General features: G+C 64.4%; 17 protein-coding genes. 13 read left to right on the top strand and 4 right to left on the bottom strand.

Features of this window, described 5'->3' with window-relative positions; translation table 11 throughout:
* Window positions 1-1906: LuxR C-terminal-related transcriptional regulator (locus tag KBA48_RS24290; RefSeq protein ID WP_292911277.1), on the top strand; the 1906-nt coding region annotated here is incomplete at its 5' end.
* Between the two features lie 9 nt (window positions 1907-1915).
* Here the strand turns inward: KBA48_RS24290 and KBA48_RS24285 are convergent.
* From KBA48_RS24285 to KBA48_RS24275, 3 genes are all read right to left on the bottom strand, one after another.
* Window positions 1916-3226, bottom strand: a complete 1311-nt coding sequence (locus KBA48_RS24285) for an MFS transporter (protein ID WP_292911275.1) — start codon at window positions 3224-3226, stop codon at window positions 1916-1918.
* A 136-nt stretch (window positions 3227-3362) separates the two neighbouring features.
* Window positions 3363-4127: an SDR family NAD(P)-dependent oxidoreductase gene (locus KBA48_RS24280; protein ID WP_292911273.1), complete on the bottom strand. Its 765-nt coding sequence runs from the start codon at window positions 4125-4127 to the stop codon at window positions 3363-3365.
* Between the two features lie 13 nt (window positions 4128-4140).
* A complete protein-coding gene (locus tag KBA48_RS24275; RefSeq protein ID WP_292911271.1) occupies window positions 4141-5622 on the bottom strand; it encodes an aldehyde dehydrogenase in 1482 nt (493 codons plus the stop codon).
* 373 nt (window positions 5623-5995) lie between these two features.
* Between KBA48_RS24275 and KBA48_RS24270 the strand changes: the two genes are divergently transcribed.
* From KBA48_RS24270 to KBA48_RS24245, 6 genes are all read left to right on the top strand, one after another.
* Window positions 5996-6385 (top strand): hypothetical protein, encoded by a 390-nt coding sequence (locus tag KBA48_RS24270; RefSeq protein WP_292911269.1) that lies wholly within the window; start codon window positions 5996-5998, stop codon window positions 6383-6385.
* A gap of 380 nt (window positions 6386-6765) precedes the next feature.
* The gene (locus KBA48_RS24265) at window positions 6766-9447 is read left to right on the top strand and encodes a TonB-dependent receptor (RefSeq protein ID WP_292911267.1); all 2682 of its coding nucleotides are present in this window, start codon (window positions 6766-6768) and stop codon (window positions 9445-9447) included.
* A 71-nt stretch (window positions 9448-9518) separates the two neighbouring features.
* Complete coding sequence (locus KBA48_RS24260) at window positions 9519-10226, top strand: PepSY domain-containing protein (RefSeq protein WP_292911265.1); 708 nt, start codon at window positions 9519-9521, stop codon at window positions 10224-10226.
* Window positions 10227-10239: 13 nt separating this feature from the next.
* Complete coding sequence (gene nqrF, locus KBA48_RS24255) at window positions 10240-12084, top strand: NADH:ubiquinone reductase (Na(+)-transporting) subunit F (protein ID WP_292911263.1); 1845 nt, start codon at window positions 10240-10242, stop codon at window positions 12082-12084.
* A 293-nt stretch (window positions 12085-12377) separates the two neighbouring features.
* On the top strand, window positions 12378-13472 hold the full coding sequence (locus tag KBA48_RS24250) for a DNA topoisomerase IB (protein WP_292911261.1): 1095 nt from the start codon (window positions 12378-12380) through the stop codon (window positions 13470-13472).
* On the top strand, window positions 13444-14463 hold the full coding sequence (locus tag KBA48_RS24245; RefSeq protein ID WP_292911259.1) for a beta-propeller fold lactonase family protein: 1020 nt from the start codon (window positions 13444-13446) through the stop codon (window positions 14461-14463). The genes KBA48_RS24250 and KBA48_RS24245 overlap by 29 nt, the downstream gene beginning before the upstream one ends.
* Window positions 14464-14719: 256 nt before the next feature.
* Here KBA48_RS24245 and KBA48_RS24240 read toward each other — a convergent pair whose 3' ends face one another.
* Window positions 14720-17824: a CheR family methyltransferase gene (locus KBA48_RS24240; protein WP_292911257.1), complete on the bottom strand. Its 3105-nt coding sequence runs from the start codon at window positions 17822-17824 to the stop codon at window positions 14720-14722.
* 337 nt (window positions 17825-18161) lie between these two features.
* Between KBA48_RS24240 and KBA48_RS24235 the strand changes: the two genes are divergently transcribed.
* The 6 genes from KBA48_RS24235 to KBA48_RS33075 form a co-directional block, all read left to right on the top strand.
* Complete coding sequence (locus KBA48_RS24235) at window positions 18162-18719, top strand: cytochrome c oxidase assembly protein (RefSeq protein WP_292911255.1); 558 nt, start codon at window positions 18162-18164, stop codon at window positions 18717-18719.
* Window positions 18720-19805, top strand: coding sequence for a c-type cytochrome (locus tag KBA48_RS24230; RefSeq protein ID WP_292911253.1), 1086 nt, complete (start codon window positions 18720-18722; stop codon window positions 19803-19805).
* Window positions 19802-20779: a c-type cytochrome gene (locus KBA48_RS24225; protein WP_292911251.1), complete on the top strand. Its 978-nt coding sequence runs from the start codon at window positions 19802-19804 to the stop codon at window positions 20777-20779. Before KBA48_RS24230 ends, KBA48_RS24225 begins: the two co-directional genes overlap by 4 nt.
* Complete coding sequence (locus KBA48_RS24220; RefSeq protein ID WP_292911249.1) at window positions 20780-23323, top strand: cbb3-type cytochrome c oxidase subunit I; 2544 nt, start codon at window positions 20780-20782, stop codon at window positions 23321-23323.
* Window positions 23323-23682 carry a hypothetical protein gene (locus tag KBA48_RS24215; protein WP_292911247.1) on the top strand — a complete coding sequence of 120 codons (360 nt, stop codon included), beginning with the start codon at window positions 23323-23325 and terminating at the stop codon, window positions 23680-23682. Before KBA48_RS24220 ends, KBA48_RS24215 begins: the two co-directional genes overlap by 1 nt.
* A gap of 101 nt (window positions 23683-23783) precedes the next feature.
* On the top strand, window positions 23784-23898 hold a 115-nt coding region (locus tag KBA48_RS33075; RefSeq protein WP_367273870.1), incomplete at its 3' end, for a twin-arginine translocation signal domain-containing protein.

The following is a 23898-nucleotide window of genomic DNA, read 5'->3' as shown; positions in this document are numbered from 1 at the left end:
GATCCGCACCGCCCTTCTGGACCGGCTGACCGGTGATCTGGTCAATCTGCTTTGCGGCCGGTCGGATGGCTGGATGGTGCTGGAACGGCTGGAACAGCAGGGCGTGTTCCTCACATCCGTGGGCCCTGACCGGCGTGAGTACCGCTATCACCAGCTTTTTGCCGAATATCTGCGCGACCGTCTGGAACGGTCGGATTCTGTGCTGTTTGCCGCTTTGCAACGTCGGGCCGCCGACTGGTTCGCGCAGCGCGGACAGGTGGCAGACGCCGTCAACCACGCCATCCTGGCCGGCGACCATTTACGTCTGGCGGAGATATTGGAAGAGGCGGGCGGCTGGCGCCTGATCCCACAGGGGATGCAGGGGGTCATAGCGCGCGGTCTGGCGCAACTGCCCCGTGCCGTGGTCCATGCCCGGCCCCGGCTGGTGCTGGCGCATGTCTATCTGCAGATGAAGCTGGGCGAGCTGGGGGCGGCCCGCGTCGCCTTCGACGCCTTTGCTGGGCGCATGGAGGAGGCAGCGCTTTCCGCCGACCTGCGCACGGAAATTCAGGTAGTCGGTGATACGCTGACCGATTACGAGAATCAGCCCGCGACCTTTGATGATCTGCTGGCGCGTGAGGCGCTGCTGCGCAAGCTGCCGGCCAACGACCATCTGGTTCTGGCCAATATCAGCGAGACGCTGGCCGCGAAATATTTCGAGGGTGGCTGGTTGGAGCGCGCCTTGCAGCCCACCCTGGCGGCGCGCGAACATTACCGGGCCTTCGGCTCGCTCTATAGCGACATCTTCACCCGGTTCCTGGAGGCCCGCATCAAGCGGGCGCAAGGCAGGTCGAAGGAGGCGGAAACCATCCTGGCCGCCGCCAGGCAGGAGATCGTCGATCATTTCGGCGACCATTCCGACTTGGCCGCCAATTGCGCCGCCTTCCAGGCTGAACTCCTTTATGAGCAGGACCATGTGGCCGACGCCCGTGCCCTGCTTGATTGGGCCCTGCCGCACATGGAGCAGTCTGACGCTTGGGTTGATGTCTATGCCGTGGCCTATTTCACCGAGGCCAAGGCGCTGGCCGGGGAGGGGGCGTTCGACGAGGCATGGGACGTCATTGCCCGCGCCCGGCGTACCGCGGCGCGCCGCCGGCTCCGGCAACTGGAACAGCTGGCCGACATTGCAGAGGTGGAACTGCTGATCGTGCATGGCGCCGGGCTGGATGCGGCCATCGCGGCGGCCGGGGCGGCGGGGATTGACGGGCTGGCGGCGATGGCGACGGCGGAATCGCCGCTCTACCGGCCCGTGGCGGTGGCGGCGTCGCTGGCGCGGGTGAAGCTGAACCTGCTGTCGGGTGATGTCGCACCGGCCATGACGGAACTATCGCTGCTGCGTGGCTGGGCGGATCAGCGGGGGGCGGGCCGCCTGCTGATCGATATCAATATCCTGGCCGCCTTCGGCCATCGCGCCCTGGGCCGGGGGGAGGAGGCGCGGACCTGTTTCGATGATGCCGTGGGTATCGCCATGTTCCAGAACATCATCCGCCCCTTCGTGGAAGCCCGCCGCTTCGTGCAGCCCAGCCTGGACGAAGCTATGGAGGATGGCGCACAGGTGGACCGGTTCCGCGGCCAGTTCCTGAAGGTGCTGGCCAAGTCGGTGCTGGCCTGCCGCAACAACATCACCGCCCCCGGCCTGTTCAACGAAGCGGAGGCGGAGGTGCTGAATCTGCTGTGTCAGGGCCATTCCAACAAGGAGATCGCGCGCCTGATCGGCATGTCGCCGGACACGGTCAAATATCGGCTGAAGTCCCTGTTCCGCAAGATCGGTGTTTCCAAACGCCGTGATGCCGTGCGGGTGTCGGCCGAACGCGGTCTGATCCCCGGTGCGGGCAAGCGGCCGGCGGTGATGCCGGTCGCCCTTTGACGCCGTCGATCAATTCCGCCGCACCAGCAGCCACACCATCAGCGCGGCGATCAGCCCGCCCGCCCCCATGGCCAGTGTCACCGGCAACAACCCGCTGCCGGCCGCGAACATGGCGCCGGCCAGGATGGGGCCGATGGCCGATCCGCCACGCCCCACGCCGATGACGAAACCGATGCCGCCGGCCCGGAGAGGGGCGGGGAAGGCCGCGCCCATGATCGGGTACAGGCCCACCACCCCGGCATTGATGCAGAAGGCGGCCACCGCCACCACCAGCGACAGGGTCCCCAGCCCCGACAGGCCGGACCCGAACAGGGCGATGGCGAAGAACCCTGCCACCATCGATCCCATCACCAGCGGGCGCAGCGGCAATTTCTGTGATGCCAACCCGATCAGCACGGCGCTGGTCAGCGACCCGATATTGGCGGCGACCAGGACGCGGCTGGCCTCGGCCGGGCTATGGCCCATATCGACGATGATCTTGGGCACCCATTTCTGCACAAAATAGAACAGCATGATCTGCGCGAAATACGCGACGGTCAGCAGCAGCGTGATCCGCGTGTGCCCGCCCTGGAAAAGGGCAATGGGTGACGGTTTAACCGCCCCGGTAACGGGCTCGGGCAATCCCGCCAGCGGATCGCGACCCAGGTGTCGCAGGGTGCGGTTGACGCGATCCAGAGCATTGGCGGGCCGCCGGGCCATCAGGCTGTCGATGGATTCAGGCAGAAAGAAGAAGAGCAAAGGCAGGATGGCCAGCGTCGCGCCGGCCCCGAACAGGAACACGCTGCGCCAGTCGCCCGTGCGCTCCAGCAGGGCCGCCGCGACCAGACCGCCCAGGATGGCCCCGGCTGAATATCCGGCGATGTTCAGCACCATGTTCATGCTGCGGTGCCGGGCATTGGAAAATTCGGCCACCATGGCGCTGGTGGCGGAGATCATGCCGCCGATGCCCAGTCCCGTGGCCAGCCGCGTCACCGACAGGAACGTGACATCCTGTGCCGTCGCCGACAGCCCCATGCCCGCCACCATCAGGGCGAGGCAGGCCAGGATGGTGGGCCGTCGCCCGATGCGGTCGGCCAGATTGCCGATCAGCACCGATCCCAATGCCATGCCCAGCAGTTCCATGGACAGGACGATGCCCAGCACCCCTCGGTCGATGCCCCATTCCGCCGCGATGCCGGGTGCGGCAAAGCTGATGGACAGCACGTCGAACCCGTCCAGCGCGTTCAGCGCGATGCACAGCACGACGACCACCCATTGCCGCCAATGCATGGGGGTGGCGTCCAGCAGGCCGCCCGTCCCCTCCGTATCCATTGATGCCATGACCCAGCCTTTTGTAAAGACGGGCTCAGAGCGGTTTTCGGTAAACCGGAAACCGCTCCGGCGGCGACCGCCGCCGCGGCGCAGGTGCGCCGTGAAGCCAAGCCGCGGATGCGGCGCCGGCGCTTGAGGACAAGTTTCACCTTGCTGTGAAGCCGCCATCCACGGGCAAGGCTACGCCGGTGACAAAGCTGGCCTCGTCCGACACCAGCCACAGCACCGCATCGGCCACTTCCCCCGGCTTGACCAGACGGCCCATGGGGACAGCCCCCACAACCTTGGCCTCGTTCGCCGCCGCCTCTGCCGGATCACCGTTGCGACCGGTGAAACCGATCTTCATGGGCGTGTCGGCCAGACCGGGGCAGACGACATTGACGCGGATATTGTCGGCTGCCAGGGCCAGAGCCAGGGACTTGGTCAGGCCCACCACCGCCCATTTGGCCGCCGAATAGATCGGGCTCATCATCGATCCGACCAGGCCGGAGATCGACGAGGTGAAGACGATGGCCCCGCCACCGCGCTGCCGCATATGGGCCGCCACCTGTCCCGCCCCCAGCGTGGCCGAGGTCACGTTGAGATCCATGGCCTTCCGGTATGCCTCAATGTCCAGATTTTCTACCGACGCCGGCCCCGGCATGCCGGCATGGGCCCACAGGATGTCGGCCCCGCCCAGGGCCGCCACGGCCTGGTCGATGCTGTCCCGCGCCCCGTCCGCCGTGGACAGGTCGGCGACGATGGGCAGCACCTTGTCGGCACCGAAATCGGCGACCAACTGGTCCAGGGCGGCGGGGCTGATATCGATGGCGGCGACGCGCGCCCCTTCACGCACGAACCGTTCCACGCCGGCCCGGCCCATGCCGGACGCGGCGGCGGTGACGATGGCGAGTTTGCCCTTCAGGCGCATTTTATGTCCTCCCTTACGCCGCGAACGGGTCGGCGAAGCGCCCGGTCGTCGAGATGATGGTGGTGCGGGTTTCCAGGTAGCTGTCCAGCGCCTCGATCCCGTTCTCGCGGCCCCAGCCGCTGGTCTTCACGCCGCCATAGGGGGTGGACCAGCGGATATAGCGATAGGTGTTGACCCAGACCATACCGGCCTCAATCCGGTTGGCGACGCGATGCGCGCGGCCGGTGTCCGACGTCCACAGCCCGGCGGCCAGGCCATAGGGCGTGCCGTTGGCGATGGATACGGCCTCATCTTCCCCGTCAAAGGGAATGATGGCGGCGACGGGCCCGAAGATCTCCTCCTGCGCGATGCGCATGGTCGGCGCCACACCGGCGAACACCGTGGGCTCCACGAAATAGCCGCCGGCCAGACCAGGCGCGGTCAGGCGCGACCCGCCGGCCACCAGTTCCGCCCCCTCCTGCCGGCCGATATCGACATAGGACAGAGTCTTGTCCAACTGCTGCTGATGAGCCTGCGGACCCATATGGGTGGCGGGGTCCAGCGGCATGCCGACCCGCACGCGCGACGCCCGTTCCCTGAACGCCGTCACCACCCGGTCATAGATGGGGCGTTCCACCAGGATGCGCGAACCCAGGGCGCAGGATTGCCCGCACAGCGCCCAGGCAGATCCCGTCGCGGCATTCAGCGCCTGTTCGACATCGGCATCGGCGAAGATGATGTGCGGGGCCTTGCCGCCCAACTCAAAACTGAAGCGCTTCAGCGTGTCGGCACCGGTCTTCAGGATATTCTTCGCGGTTGCCCCCTCGCCGGTGAAGGCGATCTTGTCGACGCCCGGATGGGCCACCAGATGCGCGCCCGCCACCGGCCCGTCGCCCGGCACGACATTGACCACGCCCGGCGGGAAGCCGGCCGCTTCGAAGATGCGGGCCAGGGCCAGCGACGAAGCCGGGGTCTGCTCCGCGGGTTTCAGCACGACGGTGCATCCCGCCGCCAGCGCCGGCCCCAGTTTCCAGGCTGCCGCCATCAACGGCACGTTCCATGGTGTGATGGTGCCCACTACCCCGACGGGCAGGCGGGTGGTGAAGGCATGAACGCTGTCATCCATGGGGATGGTACGGCCCGACAGCTTGTCGGCCAGCGAAGCAAACCAATGGTAATATTGTGCATGCAGCCCGATATCGCCACGCGATTCCCGGATGGCGCGGCCATTGTCCCGGCTTTCGATCCGGGCCAGGGCTTCCACCTGCGTGGCGTACAGGTCGGCGAAGCGGCGCAGGATGGCGGCACGCTCCCAGCCCGGCATCCGGCGCCACGGCCCGTCGAACGCCGTGCGGGCCGCCGCCACGGCGCGGTCGATATCCGCCTTGCCGCCATAGGCGACATCGCCCCAGGGCTGGCCCGTGGCAGGATCAATGCTGCCGCGCACACCCCCATCCAACGGGGCGACCCATTCACCATTGATGAACAGCCGGTCGAACCGGAAATCACTCAGCATCCTCTCCCCCGTTTATTTCTGTCCGTCCCCGCAGCAACGGGCGATCACCGCAGCGTACGCAACGAACGACCCGCCAGCATCGCCTCCGGCGGGTCGAAACGGGGAAATGCGGGTAAACAGGCAGGCGCCATTGCGGTGCGGTTCAGTTGGCTCTGCCTTGGAAGAATGAATGCGGTACATTTTCTGGCTTCGGATGAAGCGTGCGCAGCGATTGAGCTTGCGTCTTCCCCAACACAAGTATGGTGCGCTTCCAATGGAAAACGGGGGGCTGGCGCCGGACAGTTGACGCATCATGGGTGACGGTCTAACATCGCATTGTATTCATTGGGTCTAAGTTCAAACCAGCCTGGGGGGGCGGGACTTGGCGGACAGAATGGAAATGATGCGACGCTGGTGTCTGGTCGGGCTTGCCGCCCTGACCATGGCGCTTGTCATTGCCATTTCCGGCTCGGCCAGCGCCAATGCGCCCCATGATTCTTCCACCATCGCACAACGCCATGATCAGACCGTGGAACAACGCAGTCTTGATCAACACCCGCTGATGGCTGGTGATATGCAGGCAGACGGTGAATGCCCGGTCGATTGTACCGATGGCGGTTCCTGCTGTGGCGTGATCCATTGCCTGACGGGCCTTGCAGGGTTGCCGACTGGTGTGGCGGTGGTGCTGCCTCAACATGAGAACAGCAGCCGCATGCCTGCGGAGGCCATGGTGATGGCGGGTATTCGCCATGCACCCGACCTCAGACCGCCGGTAGCCGGCTGACCATTGGACAGGTGCGCCCTGTGCGCACGGTCCTGTCCGGGTTTCTGCCTGGGCAATCACCCCTTCCATTTCCGACTTCCCGGCGAATGTCGCAGCGCAACGGTGTTGCTTAACATGCCAAGCAAAATGGCGTGAAAGGAACCGATTTGCCTGAAAAATGCCCGATAATCAGGAAACGCCCCGGACATTTGAAAATAAACGGGTCGATATTCACCGGAGTATACCGTCGTTTCTCTTTCCGGAGTCGCGGCGGCAACCGGACGGATTGGGGATTCATCTTAATTTCTATAGCGGGGCCAATCCGGCACGCTGACCGGTTCCGCCATTGGGCGCGGATCGCGGCACGGAACCTCCGCCCTCTGGAACAGGGACTTCAAAACATGACCAAAGTTACGGGGAATCTTCTTTTCGCAACAGCACTGGCCACGGGCGTGCTCGCCGCCCCGGCACAGGCACAGGACAGCCGCACGCTGGACGAAATCGTCGTGACGGGCAGTCGCATTGCCCGGCAGGACATTGCGGGCGTTGGTCCGGCCAATGTTCTGACGGCCGAAGCGATACAGAATACGGGCGTGACCAGCATCGAAACGCTGCTGCAGCGCCTGCCGGCCAGCGCCGGCTTTGCGGGAAACCAGACCAATGCCTATTGGGCCAATAACGGCTATGGCACGGCGCAGGTGAATTTGCGCGGCCTGGGTATCAACCGCACACTGGTGCTGCTGAACGGTCGCCGCGTGGTGGCGGGCGGCACGGGTGCCAATTCGGCTCCCGACCTGAACACCATCCCGGTGTCGGTCATTCAGCGTATTGATGTGCTGAAGGATGGCGCGTCCGCGATCTATGGCGCCGATGCGGTGGCGGGTGTGGTCAACATCGTCACCCGCACTGATTTCGACGGGGTGGAGGTGTCGGGTAAATATGGCCTCACCGATGAAGGCGATGGCGAAGAGAAAAGTGCGGACCTGACCTGGGGCACCGCCGGTGACAAGGGATCTGTGGTCGCGACCTTCAGCTATTACAAATCCGACGCTGTCAATTTGGCCGATCGCGAGCCCTGTGGTCTGGGCGAAAGCGGGGGGCAGCTTGTCTGCGTTGGCAGTTCGTCCACCATCGGCGGCCGTGCGCTGCTGCCCAATGGACAGAGCATCAATTTCAACCAGACGCCGGGCGGCAACGGTAATTTCTATGAGCCCTATTCCGGGGCCAAGCATAATTTCAATTCCAACCCGTTCCTGAATGCCGTCAATCCGATCGAACGCGTCTCCGCCAACATGTTCGGCCATCTGAACCTGTCGGATGAGGTGCGGCTGTTCAGCGAACTCATGTTCACCAACCGGCAATCCAATCAGATCGCCACGCCCGGCACCCTGCGCAACCTGACAGTCGCGGCCAGCAATCCGACCAATCCCACGGGGCAGACCCTGACCATCCAGGGGCGCCGCCTGGCCGAGCCGGGACCGCGTGAATTCTATCAGGATGTCGATACCTGGCGGGCCGTGCTCGGCCTGGACGGGCGTTTCGCCAATGGCTGGCGCTGGGAGGCGGCCTTCAACTGGGGTCGCAACAAGGGCGTGGACGGGTCGACCAACGTCGCCAACCTCGACCGCGTTCGCCAGACGCTCAACACCGCCGTCTGCAGCAGTGCCGCGGGTGCCGCTATCCCCTGCGGCGACTATCTGGGTGCCGGTGACCTGACGCCCCAGGTGCTGGACTATATCCTTTATACCAGCCGGGACAGCGGCGGGAATGAACAGATCAGCGGCACCTTCGACCTGACCGGTTCGCTGTTCGAACTGCCGGCCGGCGATGTGGGCTTCGCCACGGGTCTGGCCTGGCGTAAGGACAAGGGTTGGCGTGATCCCGACGCGCTGACCGTACTGGGCATCGCCAACACCAACCAGCAGGACCCGATTGCGGGACGGGTGAAGGCCAAGGAGGCCTATCTGGAACTTCAGGTGCCGCTGCTGGCCGATATGCCGCTTGTGCGGCGGCTGGAACTGAACGCGGCCGCCCGCTATTCCGACTATGACCTGTTCGGCAGTTCGGACAATTACAAGGCTGGCCTGGACTGGCAGGTCATCGACAGTGTGCGTCTGCGTGCCACCTATGGCACCGCTTTCCGCATCCCCAATGTGCCGGAACTGTTCGGCGGCGTGTCGGAAGGCAACCTGACCACCACCGACCCCTGTTCCAACTATGCTTCATTGCCCGCCACCTCCGTCGTGGCGGCCAATTGCCGGGCCAGCGGCGTGCCTGCCGGCTTCCGTCAATTGGGCAATACCATCCTGACCACGGTGGGTGGCAACAGCGCCTTGAAGCCGGAAACCTCCGACAGCTTCACCGTCGGTACGGTGGTCGAGCCGGCGTTCGTGATGGGGCTGACCTTCACCGCCGACCTGTTCGACATCCGCATCAAGGACGCCATCCGGTCCATCCCCGGATCGACCAAACTGGCGGTCTGCTACAATGCGGCGGGCCTGAACCATCCATTCTGCGCGTCGGAGCATTTCACACGCAACGCGCTGACGGGAGAGGTCAACTTCCTGTCGGCCCAGCCGGTGAATACGGGTCGGGAAAAGATGCGCGGCTTTGATTTCGGTCTGATGTATCAGTTCGAACTGGCCGATCTGGGCCTGGCGCTGGATTGGAACGCCACCTATCTGGACAAGTACACCATCACCCCGTTCAAGGGCGCCGACCCGATCATCTTTGACGGACATATCGGCGGTGGCAATGGCGGCTTCCCGCACTGGCGGTCCAATCTGTCCGGCACCGTGTCGGACGAGAAGTGGAACGCCACCTACTCGGTGCAGTGGATCGGCAAGGCCACGGATTTCAACGCGGCGCCGACCGACATCGGCTATCGCACGCCGAATGTCTTCTATCACAACATTCAGGCCAGTTATGAGGTTGTGGATGGGGCGCGTATTGCGGTCGGTATCGACAATCTGTTCGATCGTGATGCGCCGTTCATCAAAAGCTGGACGGATGGCAATACCGACACCATGACCTATGACCTGCTGGGGCGTCGGGGCTATGTCCGCATGACCTACCGTTTCTGATCCGGCTTCCGCCGCCCCGCGCCTGAAGGGGCGGGGCGGCGGACTCTTTTCGCTCTGTTCTGGAGGCATGAATGCGCCCCGCTTCCGTTGCCAGGAAGACGCATAAATGGCTGGCCCTGCTGATCGGGATACAGGCCCTGATCTGGGCGATCAGCGGTCTTTACATGGTTGCCGTCCCCCTCGAGATCATTCATGGCGATCATTTCGCCCATCCGCATGGGGCCCCATCGCCCTTGGCTCTGGACAAGGTGCAGGTCAACATCAATCAGGTCCGGCAGGCCTATGGCGATGTCCGCGCCGTGCGGCTGAAGATGGTGCTGGATGAGCCTTATTACGTTGTGGAACATCGTGGCGGGGTGACGCTGGTCAATGCCGTGACCGGCGCGGAGCGCGCGCCGCTGTCCGATGCCGAGGCTGCAAGGCTGGCCCGCACGCTCTATACCGGCAAGGCCGAGGTCAGTGCTGTCAGTCTGCTGACCGATGTGCCGTCGGAGATAAGGGGCCGTGCCGTGCCGGTCTGGCAGGTGCGGTTCGAAGGCTGGAACGACCATACACTTTACATTTCGCCCGTCACGGGCGACCTGCTGGCCCGTCGTCATAATCTCTGGCGCACCTTCGATTTCGTCTGGATGTTCCACATCATGGATTATGTGGAGCGCGAGGATGTGAACAATCCGCTCGTGCGGGTCGCCACCGTTGCGGCGTCCATCGTCATGCTCAGTGGCGTCTGGCTGCTTTTCTACAGTTTCCGCCGCCGTCGCGCGGCTGCCGCTCGCTGAGGGGGAGTCCGCGATGCTTCAGACATTCCGTTGGTTCCATAAATGGGTTGGCCTGCTGATGGGCGTCCAGTTCGCGCTCTGGGCGCTGAGCGGGGCGACCATGGCGTTTCTCGACCACCACGCTGTCAGCGGTGATCATACAAGGCGCAGCGTGACCGCACCCCTATTGTCGGCCGAAGCGACTGTGCTGTCGCTGCCGGAGATACGCAGCAGGTTGGCCGGCCCGATCAACGCCTTGCGCCTCCGCCCCCTGGCCGGACGTTTCGTTTACGAGGTTCAGACTGCAAACGGGGTCCGGCTTCTGTCCGCAACCGATGGGTCGCGGGTGGAGATCACCGAGCCGCTGGCCCGGGAAATTGCCGGGCAGGATTATGCCGGGACAGCCGGTATCGGCAGTGTGGAGCGGCTGGCTGGCCCAAACCTGGAAAGCCGCAAGCATGAAGGGCCGATGTGGCGTGTCGCCTTCGCCGATGCCGACAACACCACCCTCTATATCTCCGCCGAGACGGGTCGTGTTCTGGAACGGCGCAATGACAGTTGGCGGCTCTGGGATATCGCCTGGATGCTGCACATCATGGACTATTCAGAGCGGGAGAGTTTCAATCATCCGCTGATCATTCTGGCGGCGGTGGCGGCCCTCTGGCTGGCGGTGTCCGGCCTGTTCCTGGTTTATGACAGTTTCAGCCGCCAGGACTTCAACCTCGCCCTGTATTTCCGGCGTCTGCGGGGCCACGGGGCTGCCGTGACCCTGCGGACCGATGCCGGTGCGACCCGGGCCCTGTCCCTGCCGGAGGGGACAAGCTATTTCGATGCCCTGGCGGGGGTGGGCGTGCGGCTGCCCTCCAACTGTGGCGGTGGGGGAAGCTGTGGCCTGTGTCGGGTGACGCTGGGCAAGGATGCCGCCGTCAGCGATGCCGACCGACAGCATCTGTCCCGGCAACAACTGGACAAGGGCGCGCGTCTGGCCTGCCGTCATGTGGTGGCGGCAGGGGCAGTGGTAACCGTGCCGGACCAGGCGCTGGACAGCCAGGGCCATGTTGCCCATGTGGTCGGGGTGCGGTATCTCAGCCCCATGATCAAGGAGGTCCGGCTGCGTATGGCCGCTGGCACCGTGCCGCCGCATCACGCCGGACAATTCATCCAGCTTGCCATTCCCGCCTATGTCATCGACCCCGACCTGTTTGAGGTGCCGGAGCAATGGCAGGCGGATTGGCAAGGACTGGGCGTGCCCGAAAGGATCAACCATCCCGGCGGTGTGCGCCGTTCCTACTCCCTGGCGACATATCCGGGGGAGGTGACGGATGAACTGGTATTGAATGTCCGTTTCATGCCGCCGTCCGCATCCGGTGCTCCCTGTGGTGCCGGTTCCAGCTATGTCTTTGGCCTGCGTCCGGGGGACATTGTGCGCTTCTTCGGTCCCTACGGCAGTTTCGCCGCCACGGAGGGTAACAGGGAACTGGTGCTGATCGGCGGGGGCGCCGGCATGGCGCCGCTGCGTGCCATCATCCGCGATGAACTGCTGCACAAGGGCAGCGGACGGCGGATTTCCTTCTGGTACGGTGCCCGCGCCGCGCGTGACATTCTCTATCGGGACGAGTTCGAACGGCTGGGGGACGCGTACCCCAACTTCACCTGGACCGTCGCCTTGTCGGCCCCGGATAAGGCCGACGGCTGGCGTGGGCCCCGGGGGATGATCCATGAGGTGGTGCGGACCCAGCATATCAGCCGCCACCGCGACCTGAAATCCTGCGACTTCCTGATCTGCGGGCCGCCGGCCATGCTGAAGGCGACCTTGGAAATGCTGCGCAAGGCGGGCGTACCGCGCGATCGGATCGCCTATGATGATTTCGGGTGCTGAGTGCCGATGAAGATCGCTGGAGAGCGGTGGATCGATCAGGATTGGAGACCGCGGTCTGGGTAGTCTTCAACCATATGCGGGATGGTCTCGCGCCTGTTCGCCCTTGAGGGGATAATGGGCAGGATGCCGCGGATCAGCAGGTTCGGCTTGGGCCTTTCATCCGCGGTCTTCTCAGCGTATGAGCGAACAAGGTGCTGGTTCCCGGCCGGGGCGACATTTTTCTTTGCCCTGGCTGGAACCGTCAACCCTGTGCGTCGGTTTTCCATGCAGATGGCAATCGAAACCGAAACGGCATGATGGCGACGCTTCCCGGCAATCTGGTCTATGTAAGCGATGAGGAGCCGGGCATCGCCCGGCGCCGCGCCGGCAAGGGCTTCAGTTACCGCGATCCTAGTGGCGCGACGATCCGTGAAAAACCGGTGCTGGACCGTATCCGCGCCCTGGCCATCCCGCCCGCCTGGACCGGTGTCTGGATTTGCCCCGACCCGGCCGGCCATGTTCAGGCCACCGGACGCGATGGCAAGGGGCGCAAGCAGTATCTTTACCATCCCGCCTTCCGCCAGAACCGGGAGCAGGCGAAATATGGCCATGTCCTGGCCTTCGCCCGCGCTCTGCCGGAACTGCGTGCCTGCATCGACCGGGACATGGCGCGGCGCGGGTTGGTGCGGGAGAAGGTGCTGGCAACTATTGTGCATCTGTTGGAAACCACCCTGATCCGCGTGGGCAACGAGGATTACGCGCGCCGCAACCGCAGTTTCGGCCTGACCACCCTGCGCGACCGCCATGTCGCCATCGAGGGTAACCAGTTGCGCTTCCGCTTCAAGGGCAAGAGCGGGCGGGAATGGAACCTGGGCATCCGCGATCGGCGCATCGCCGCCATCGTCCGCCGTTGCCAGGATCTGCCGGGCCAGCGGCTGTTCCAATATCTGGATGCTGACGGCAAGCGACAGGCCGTCACGTCGGCGGACGTCAATGCCTATCTGCGCGCGGCCACGGGACAGGACATCACGGCCAAGGATTTCCGCACCTGGGCCGGCACGGTGCTGGCGGCATTGGCCCTGAAGGAATTCGGCGGCATCGACAGTCAGGCCCAGGCCAAACGCAATATCAGGCGGGCGATCGAACATGTGGCACGTCGGCTGGGCAATACCGTCACCATCTGCCGTAAATGTTATGTCCATCCCCAGGTGATCGAAGCCTATCTGGAAGGTGAACCCTTCCTGCCTTCGGTGAAGAGCCGGGTGGACCGGAGCTTGCGCGACGACATCGGCGCCCTGCGCCCGGAAGAGGCGGCCGTGCTGGCGCTGCTGCGCGGCCGGCTGCGTAAGGTGGCGGCGCCGGCCAACAGAGGAGCGGGAGATGCCGGGACTTCATGCCGGAACCTATGATGGTCGGGGCGGGGCCGGATTGCAGGCCATCGACCGCTCCGCCGCACATGGCTGGAGGGCCGGCGATCCCCATGGCGGCGCCCGCAACGCCTCCTTCGGTGCCTGGTCCCCGCGCCACAAGCTCCATTACCTCGTCGATGAAGGGGCCGGGACGGTGGGCGTGTTCCGGGAGGAGGGGGGCTGGTACCCGCTGGCCCATGTGTCGTCACACGGTGAGGCACCCTGCTATCTGGCCGTGAACGCCGATGAAACGCTGTTGGCCGTCGCCAATTATGGCGGCGGCAACATCGCCCTGTTCCGTCTGGACGCGGCCGGGATGCCCATCGAACCACCACAGGTGCGCGGCAATGCGGGGAGCGGTCCCGTCAAGGACCGGCAGGATGGACCGCACGCGCACTGCGCGCTGTTCAGTCCCGACCAGCGTTGGCTCTACCATATCGATTTGGGCACCGACGAGGTGCTGGCCCATGCGCTGGACCCGGTCACCGGGACGCTGGGGGAACGAAGGGTAGCCTTTCAGACGCCAGCCGGGTCCGGCCCGCGCCACCTGCTGTTCCATCCGACCCGGCCCCAAGCGCTGCTGCTTTCCGAACTTGCCAGCACCCTGACTGTGCTGGATGTGCGCGAAGGGTGCCTGTCTCCCGTGGGGATGCTTTCCACCCTTGCCCCTGATGCGAAAGGGGAGAGCCTCGCCGGGCACCTGCTGCTGAACGACGTCGGCACCCGCGTGCATGTCACCAACCGTGGCCATGACAGCATCGCAACCTTCGCCTGGGACGAGGCGGGGGCGCTCCACCTGCTCCGGCATGTGCCCAGCGGCGGTGCATCTCCCCGTTTCTGTCTGCTGATCGAAGACGGGCAGCAATTGGCAGTCGCTAACGAGGAAGGTGGGAATGTCACCTTGTTTGACATCGGCATCGACGGTGCGCCGTCCCCGTTCCATACGGCTATCCCGCTGAAGGGGGCGGCCTACCTGTTCGTCGCTTCGTGATGCTCCCGACCCCGTGGAAACGAACTCTACTTCACCTTCCATTATGGCTTCGAAGCCGTGCCATCCACACAAGGTATTACATGAGGGTTATCCGCAGGCTTGCCGCCCACCAGCCGAGGCAGTGTGGGTATCCCCAAGATTACCTTGACCCGGCCCGCCTCGGCCGGCGCCCACGGCCGTATATCGGATGTCTGACATGGCGGCTCCTTTGTCGGCGGTGTCATCCATCCGTCCTTTGCGAACAGGAAGGCAGATATCAGTCGCCACGGTCGAGCGGGAATGAGAGGTGCAGGTCCAGACCTTCCGTCAGAAAGCGGGCGTCGATACGGCCACCCAGCCGGTATTCGATCTCGCCCTTGACCAGGGCCAGGCCAAACCCGTCGCTTTCCGGTGCCACCGGTTCCGGTCCCCCTTGTTCCTGCCAATGCAGTTTGAATAATGTCTGCGACCAGGACCAGTCGACCGCCACCTCACCCGTATCCACGGACAAGGCACCATATTTGACAGCGTTGGTGACCAGTTCATGAATGACCAGTCCCAGGGACAGCCCCTGAAGGGGCGGCAACTGGATGTCGTCACCGGTAAGATTGATGCGGTCCATTCCGAACGGCTCCAACTCCTGCCGCACGATTTCCCGGACCGATATTTCCTTCCAGTTCTCGCGCGACAACATGTTGTAGGATCGGGCCATGGCGTGCAGACGACCGTTCAGCGTCGCGCCATAGGCCTGGACGGAAGTGGCGCCCTTCAGAGTCTGGCTGGCCATGCTGATGGTGACCGCCAGGACATTTTTCACCCGATGGTTCAGTTCGCCGATCAGGACGCGCTGATAGGCCTCCGCCTCGGCCAGGATGGTCACGTCCACGAAGGTGACGACCACGCCCTGAATCCGCTCCACCTCGTCGCGATACGGGATCAGGCGCACCAGATAATGATGACCCTGGCTGTCGCGCGACAACTGGTGCTCGATCATCCGGCCCGACGTGAAGACCTCGTCGATATGGGCACGTAATTGGGGATAGTCCAGCCGGGTGGAGAGGTCGGTCAGGGGGCGACCCACGTCGGATGGCAGCAGGTTGAAGAAGGAGGATGCGGCCGGCGTGAAGCTGCGTATCACCAGTTTGATGTCAAGGAACACCGTGGCGATGCGCGTGCTTTCGAACAGGTTCTTCAGGTCGGTGTTGGTACGGTCCAGTTCCTCGATTTTCAGGACCAGTTCCGTGTTGATGGTGTTCAGTTCCTCGTTGAGTGATTGCATCTCCTCCTTGGAGGCTTCCATCTCCTCGTTGGCGGATTGCGCCTCCTCGTTCACGGACATCAACTCTTCATTGGAGGATTTCAGTTCTTCCAGCGCGGTCTCATATTCCTCCACGGTCGATTGCAGGCGCTCGCGCGTGTCACGAAGTTCCCGCTCCAGATCCTCCAGGCCAGCGCCGTCGGTATGACGAAGCCGGTAGGCCTCCAGCCTGGGCTGAGATGGGCCCACCGGTTCGAACAGGACGAGGAACAGGGGCTCGGCCTCGCCGCGGCCGGCCATGGGCTCAACGGTCAGGGTGAGCAGTTGGATCCGGTCATCCTCCTCTTCCATGGCGACCGCCTGGCGGATGATCGTGCGGCGCCCCTCAACGGCTTCCCGTAGTGCGCTGCGCAGTTCCAGACGCAGGCTGCCGCGCGCCATCGCGAACAATTGCCGGCTGGGCATGCCGGGCGGCGGTTCCAGATAGCGGCCGGTGCGGGCGGAGAAATAGACGATGTCGCCCTCGGCATTGACGACGACATGCGCCGGAGCGAACCGCTCCAGCACCTGCGTCTCCACCGCCTGGCGCAAGGTGGAGGAGATGGTGCGCCTGACGCGCTGGTCATTGTTGCTGAGATATCCCGTCGCCGACGACGCGCTCAGATGCATTGGCGGCCGGGCGGGAACGGAATGTTCGCGTGCCTTGAAGATACGGTGCTTCTTATCGACGGGCACGAACAGGTCGCCATGCGGGCCCACGCTTTCCGACGTGCCCAGGAACAGGAAGCCGCCCGGTTTCAGTGAATAGTGAAAGGTGGGGATGACCTGCTTTTGCACATCCGGCCCGAAATAGATCAGGAGATTGCGGCAGGAGACCATGTCCATGCGGGAAAAGGGCGGGTCGCGAATGACGCTGTGAGCGGAGAAGATGCAGAGGTCTCGCACCGACTTGGCGAGGACGAAGCTGCTGCCGTCATTGGTGAAGAAACGCTTGCGCCGTTCCGTCGATATACCCGCCAGCAAAGGTTCCGGGTAGCGCGCGGTTCGCGCCACGCTCAGGGCGTCGTCGTCGATGTCGGTGGCGAATATCTGGACGCGCGGGGCTGATGTCATCCTGTCCAGATGTTCGCGCATCAGCATGCCGATGGAGAACACCTCTTCGCCCGTGGCGCAGCCGGGCACCCAGATGCGGATCGTGTCATGGGCGTCGCGGCCCGCGAACAGTTGCGGGATGATCGTGTCTTCCAGCATCCGGAAGGCTTCGGGGTCACGGAAGAAATTGGTGACGTTGATCATAAGGTCGCGGAACAGGGCCCCCACCTCGTCGGAACTCGCCCTGAGCAGTTCCAGATAGGCTTCGATGGAAAGCTTCTGCGTCAATTGCATGCGCCGCCGGACGCGGCGCAGGAAGGTCTTCACCTTATAGCCGGAAAAATCATGGCCGGAATGGCTGCGCAGGATGGCATAAATCTCGTCCTGCAGGCGGCGAAGGCCCTGCTCCGCCGCCCGGTCATCGTCATCCTCCAACGCGTCCAGCAGGTGGAAGCTGCGCCCGAATTCCACCAGTTTGGCACCCATCTCCGCCGCAGGCACGGCGACATCGACGATGCCCGTGCCGATGGCGCTCTGCGGCATGTCGGGATGTTGCGGCCCCCAATCATCCGGCGTCTGCGCCATGGTCAGGCCGCCATGTTCCTTGATGACCTTGACACCCAGGGTCCCGTCGGAATCTCCGCCGGACAGGACGATGCCGACGGTGTATTCGCCATGATCCTCGGCCAATGCCGCGAAGAAGATGTCGATGGGGTTGCGCTCGCGCTTGGGATTGCCGGGCTGGAGCAGCTTCAATCTGCGATCGGCCACCTTCAGGATGACGCCGGGGGGCATCACATGGACGGTGTCGGGCCGGATTTCCATACCGTCCTCGGCGACGATGACCGGTATGTCGGTATACCGTCCCACCACCTTGTGCAGCATGCTGTCCCGGTCGGGGCTGAGATGTGTGACGATAACGAAGGCCATACCGCAATTGGCCGGAATACCCCGAAAAAGCCCCTCCATTGCGCTGACGCCGCCCGCGGAAGCACCGATGCCGACGATGGGGAAATTCGGCGCTTTCGTCATTGCACCCTGCTGTGGTTTGCGGCCAGTGGGGCCGGGAAACGGCACCGCAGACTACGTGGAAACTTTCCGGAATCCCAGTGCGTACAGGTTATAGTCGGGGGCATACTACTGATACTCCCAAAAGATATGGCTGCCCCGCATCGATATTGTTCAATCGGGAGACGAGGTGTCGGAGGCGCGGGTTTCCTCTCGCCGTCATTGCCGGATGGAAACGGCCGGGTGACCGATGAGGAAGCGGCCGCGCTTTTCCAGGCTTCAGGCCCGTCACCGGTTAGGGGGGAACTTCATCCACTTGAATCCGTTGGCCTTGAAAGGATCGGGGATGAGGAGCGGGGCCATGACCAGCGGATTTCTGACCGCGCATATGACATCGCACATCGTGGCGATGAACCTGCTGGCCCCGGCATTGGTCCTGGCGGCCCAGCGTTTCCTGCCCGTGACCGGTGCCCCCTTATGGTTGCCGGCCGCGACCTTCTGTCAGATGACACTGCTCTGGGGCTGGCACATGCCAGTGGTGCTGGAGCAGGCGATGCACAGCCCGATGCTGATGGCGCTGATGCATCTGTCGCTTTTCGTTGTCGCCTGCTGGTTCTGGACGGGCATCGTTGCCGCCATGCGGCAGGGCGAGTGGCAGCCGCTGCCGGCCTTGCTGATCACCGGCAAGCTGTTCTGCTTGCTGGGTGTGCTGCTGGTCTTCGCGCCGCGCCCGATCTACGCCATGGCGGGTCCTGTTGATCCGATGCTGCTGGTGGATCAGCAATTTGCCGGTCTGCTGATGCTGACGGCCTGTCCGCTGGTCTATGTCTCCGTTGCCATCATCACCGCCCGCCGCTGGCTGCGGCGCGTCGACAGTACCGCTTGGCGCCCCGCCAGGAATGGTGGGGACGCCGGCTAGATGTTGACCAGGCGTCGTCCCCTCCATCACGGCATGGCTCTGACTGTACTGGGTGCCGTGCTTGCCGGACTGCTGGTGGTGCTGGCCGGCATCTACAATGTCGGCGCCTCTTCCCAGCATTTCGCCTTCACCGACCGCCTGCTGAAACTGGTATTGAACCGGTCCATCGCCACCTACAGCCTGGGGATCAAGCCTGTGTCGCTGGATCGCCCGGGCATGGTGGAACTGGGCGCCCGGCATTTCGCTGCGGGGTGCCAGCCCTGCCATGCTGGGCCTGGCAAGACACAAAATCCCATCGCAGCCGGCATGTATCCGGCAGCCCCGGCCCTGAGCGATAATGTCGGGCGCTGGGACAATGCCGAACTTTTCTGGATCGTGCGCCACGGACTGAAATTCACCGGCATGCCGCAATGGCCGGGCGAGGGGCGCGATGACGAGGTCTGGCCCGTCGTCGCCTTCATGCGCCAGTTGCCCGACATGCCGGTGGAGCGGTACGAGGCGCTGACCGGGAGGGAGGGCGACGGCTTCTCCTTTGCGGGCGGGGCGGCGACGCTGGCGCTATGTGCCAATTGCCATGGCGATGCAGGCCGGCCGCCCGTGTCCGACTTGGCGCCACCGCTCCAAGGCCAGAACCGCGACTATCTGGTCCGTGCCATGGCGGAATATGCCGCCGACCAACGGCAGAGCGGCATGATGGAGCCGGTTTCCGTTGCCCTTTCGCCGGAAACCATTCGGGAACTGGCGGATGCTTATGCCCGCATGCCGACAATCACGGCATCCCCGCCCGTTCGGGGTCAGGCGGCGGCGGGGGAGGTGATCGCCAGACGGGGGCTGCGCGAGCAGAATGTCGGGGCCTGCCTGTCCTGCCATGATGGCGGCCGATCCGCGCAGTTTCCGCGCCTGGATGGCATGTCCCAGCCCTATATGGCGCAGCAATTGCGCCTGTTCCGCGACAAGGTGCGGGGCGGCACGCCGCATGCGGAGATGATGCGGGCGGTGGCCGCCCGCCTGACCGACCGGCAGATTGATGATGTGACGGCCTGGCTGGCGGGACGATCCGCATCCGGTGCAGAAGGTGCGCCATGAGAAGGTGCTGGGCATTCCTTCTTCTGCCGCTGGCGGGATGCGGTGGCGTCCAGTCGGCCCTGTCGCCGACGGGGGCGGAGGCGCGGGAGATCGGTCTATTGTTCTGGACCTCGGCCGGACTGGCGATCTTCGTGACGCTGCTGGTTGCGGTTTTATTACTGCTGTCGCTGTACGGACCGGCACCGGTCCGCCAGCGCCTCGCCTCGCAACGCGTGATCGTGGCCGGCGGCATCATCTTTCCCACCGTGGCGCTCAGTTTGCTGCTGTTCTATGGGCTGGTGGTCATGCAGGGCGGCATCTCGCGATCCGCCGGGGCGGAGGGTCCGACCATCACTATAATCGGCAAGCAATGGTGGTGGCATGTGATCTATGAACTGCCGGACGGCAGCCGCATCACCAGCGCCAATGAACTGCGCCTTCCCGTGGGCCGCCGCGTGGCCTTGCTGCTGGAGACCGATGACGTCATCCACAGCTTCTGGGCGCCGCAACTGGGCGGCAAGCTGGACATGATCCCCGGCCGCAGCAATGTCCTGACCATCCAGGCCGACCGCGCCGGCATCAGCCGGGCGCAATGCGCCGAATATTGCGGTGGGGCGCATGCGCTGATGTCCATGCATGTCGTGGCCATGGAGGCGGCCGATTATGATGCCTGGCTGGCGGCCGAAGCCGCACCGGCCGCGCCGACACGCGGGTCGCAGGCGCAGGAAGGGCGGCGGCTGTTCTTCGAGAATGGCTGCGACGCCTGCCACACCGTGCGCGGCACCGATGCCGTCGGGCTGGCCGGGCCGGACCTGACCCATGTCGGCAGCCGCCATTCCCTGGCCGCCGCGACCCTGCCCAATGACCGCGCGGCCCTGGCTAGCTGGCTGATCGACAACCAGCACATCAAGCCCGGCAATTTCATGCCGGAATACAAGATGCTGGACCCGCCATCGCTGGCCGCTTTGGCAACCTATCTGGACGGGCTGGAGTAGATGATGACCGACACCGCCTTGCCCAATGAAGGCAACCGCCCGGAAAGCGAGGTGGCGGAACTGCGCCGCATCTGGGCACGCCCGCGCGGCTGGCGGATCATCTCCGACGTCAACAATACGACGGTCGGCATGTTCTATATGGGCACCGCGCTCATGTTCTTTATCCTGGCGGGGGTTCTGGCGCTGGTGATCCGGGCTCAACTGGCGATGCCGGGCAACGATCTGGTCAGCCAGGACCTGTTCAACCAGCTTTTCACCATGCATGGCACGACCATGATGTTCCTGTTCGCCGTGCCGGCGATGGAGGCGCTGGGTGTGCTGCTGCTGCCGCAGATGCTGGCGGCCCGCGATCTGCCGTTTCCGCGCCTGGGGGCGTTCGCGGTCTGGGCCTATGTCATCGGCGGTACGGTGTTCTTTTCCACCATCCTCTACGATCTGGCGCCGGATGGCGGCTGGTTCATGTACACGCCACTGACGCTGATAGAGTTCTCCCCTGGCGACAACGCCGATTTTTGGCTGCTGGGCATCGGCTTCATTGAGATATCGGCCATCGCCGGCGCCATCGAGATCATCGTCGGCGTGCTGAAGACAAGGCCCCCCGGCATGTCGCTGGCCCGGATGCCCATCTTCGCCTGGGCCATGTTGATCTTCGCTGCGATGATCGTCTTCGCCTTTCCGGCCGTGATCCTGGCCACCATGCTGCTGGAGATCGACCGGGCCTTCGGCTGGCCGTTCTTCACCGCCAGGATGGGGGGCGACCCGCTGCTGTGGCAACACCTGTTCTGGTTCTTCGGCCATCCGGAGGTCTATATCATCTTCCTGCCGGCCGCCGGCCTGGTCTCCATGATCGTGTCGACCATGGCGCGCCGGCCGCTTGTCGGACATGATCTGATCGTCGTGGCGCTGATCGGCACGGGCTTCTTCTCCTTCGGGCTCTGGGTCCATCACATGTTCACGACGGGTATTCCGTCGCTGAGCCTGGCCTTCTTCTCCGCCGCCAGCATGGCCGTGGCCATTCCGTCTGGTATCCAGGTGTTCTCCTGGATTGCCACCATCGCTGCCGCCAAGGGACGGCTGCGCATCAACACCCCGTCGCTGTTCGTGCTGGGTGCCATCTTCATCTTCACCATGGGCGGGGTGACGGGGGTGATGGTGGCGCTGGTGCCGGTGGATTTCCAGGTTCACGACACCTATTTCGTCGTGGCCCACCTGCATTACGTGCTGATGGGCGGCATGGTCTTCCCGCTGTTCGCCACCTTCTATTTCTGGGCGCCGATGGTCAGCCGCAACCAGTTGTCGGAGCGGCTGGGCAGGTGGGTGTTCTGGTTGATGTTCGCCGGCTTCCATATCGCTTTCCTGCCCATGCACCTGACCGGCTTGCGTGGGATGCCACGGCGGGTCTGGACCTACAGCGACGATGTCGGCTGGAACTGGCTGAATCTGGTCTCTACCGTGGGTGCCTTCATCCTGGCGGCCGGCGTCCTGTTGTTCATCGTCGATCTGGCGCGCCGCTTCCGGCCGATGCTGGCTGGCGGCGGAGCGGGGAATGACAATCCCTGGGGCGCACCCACGTTGGAGTGGCTGCCCAACGATGTCTACACCACGCGCAGCATTCCCCTGGTCACCAGCCGCGAACCATTGTGGGATCAGCCAGACCTGGCGCGGGAGGTGCAGGAAGGCCGCCATTTTCTGCCCAACAGCGCCACGGGGGAGCGCGAGACCCTGGTCACCAGTCCGGTGGAGGGAAAGCCCCAGTACATTATCCGCATGCCTGGCCCCGGTTACGCCCATGTCGTGGCGGCGGCAGGCACGGCGGGGTTCTTCCTGCTGCTGACGGTAAAGCTGGTGGTGCCGGCCGCCATCTGCGGGGTGATGGCAATCATCGGCTGTCTGGTCTGGACCTGGGGCCTGGACAAGCAGGGCGACAAGGGGCTGGTGGAGATTGGGGCGGGGTTGAAGGTGCCCAGCTATATGAGCGGCCCTGCCTCTCACACCTGGTGGGCCATGGTGGTGCTGATGCTGGTCGCCGGATCGCTCTACCTCGCCTATGTCTTCTCTTACCTCTATCTCTGGGTTGTGTCGCCGGAGGTCTGGCCGCCGCATGCGGTTGCCCCACCATCAGGGGAATGGACGCTGTCTGTCGCCGGGTTGGCCCTGGCATCGGCCGGATTGACATGGTGGGCTGGCCGCCTGCTGCCACCGTCGGGGCAGCGGTCGGGTCTGGTGGTCGTGGTGCTGGGGCTGGCGGCCTTGGCGCTGATGGCATCCTTCGGGCTGAACATCCAGGCGCAGTGGCAGACCGGCCTGCGCCCCACCGACAGCGCCTATGGTGCATTGGTCTTTATGGCCTCGGTGCTGGATGGGCAGGTGGTCATCGCGCAACTGATCCTGTTCGGCGTCGCCATGGCGCGGATGCTGTGCGGCCGCCTGGACCGCGTGCGGCGGGTGGGATACGAGAATTGCACCTTGCTCTGCTATTACACGGTTGGGCAGATGCTGCTGGGCCTGTTGCTGGTCCATGGTTTTCCACGGGTGGCGGGGTGATGAAAGATCATCCGCCCTCCATCACCCGTACGCTGCTGTTCCTGCTTTGGGGACCGATCGTCTGGGGCGTGCAGTTCACGCTCTCCTATGGGGGCCACACCCTGCTCTGCGCCCAGGGTGCGTCGCCTGTCGCTTCCCAATGGGGGTTGGCGGGGCTGGCTCTGCTGGCGCTGATCGCCATTGCGCCCGTGGCGTTCCGGAGCGGGGCCGTCGCCGCCCGGCTGGGGGTGCTGCCGACGGGCGGGGAGGGGGGCTTCGTGGTTCTCGTCGCCCGTCTTGCCGCCATCCTGTCGCTGATCGCCGTGCCCTGGACGGCGGCGGGTGCCCTGATGCTGCAGGCCTGCATTCAGGGTCGATAGGTCGATAAAGGGGGAACGAACCGCCCCTCTGGTTGTTGGCTCTGTGACCTCCTTCGTCATCCGCCCAACCCCAACCGGATCGATCTGAAAGGATCACGCCCATGTCCCGTCTGGAGCCCCCGCCCAGCCGCCGTGATTTCCTCATCCGTTCGGCGGCCCTGGCACCCGCTGCTGCCCTGGGTGCCGGAATGGCGCACGCCCAGGAAACCGCCAAGC

It is taken from the genome of Niveispirillum sp. (genome assembly GCF_017996735.1).
Classification (GTDB): domain Bacteria; phylum Pseudomonadota; class Alphaproteobacteria; order Azospirillales; family Azospirillaceae; genus Niveispirillum.
This window is presented reverse-complemented; position numbering and strand designations above follow the sequence as displayed.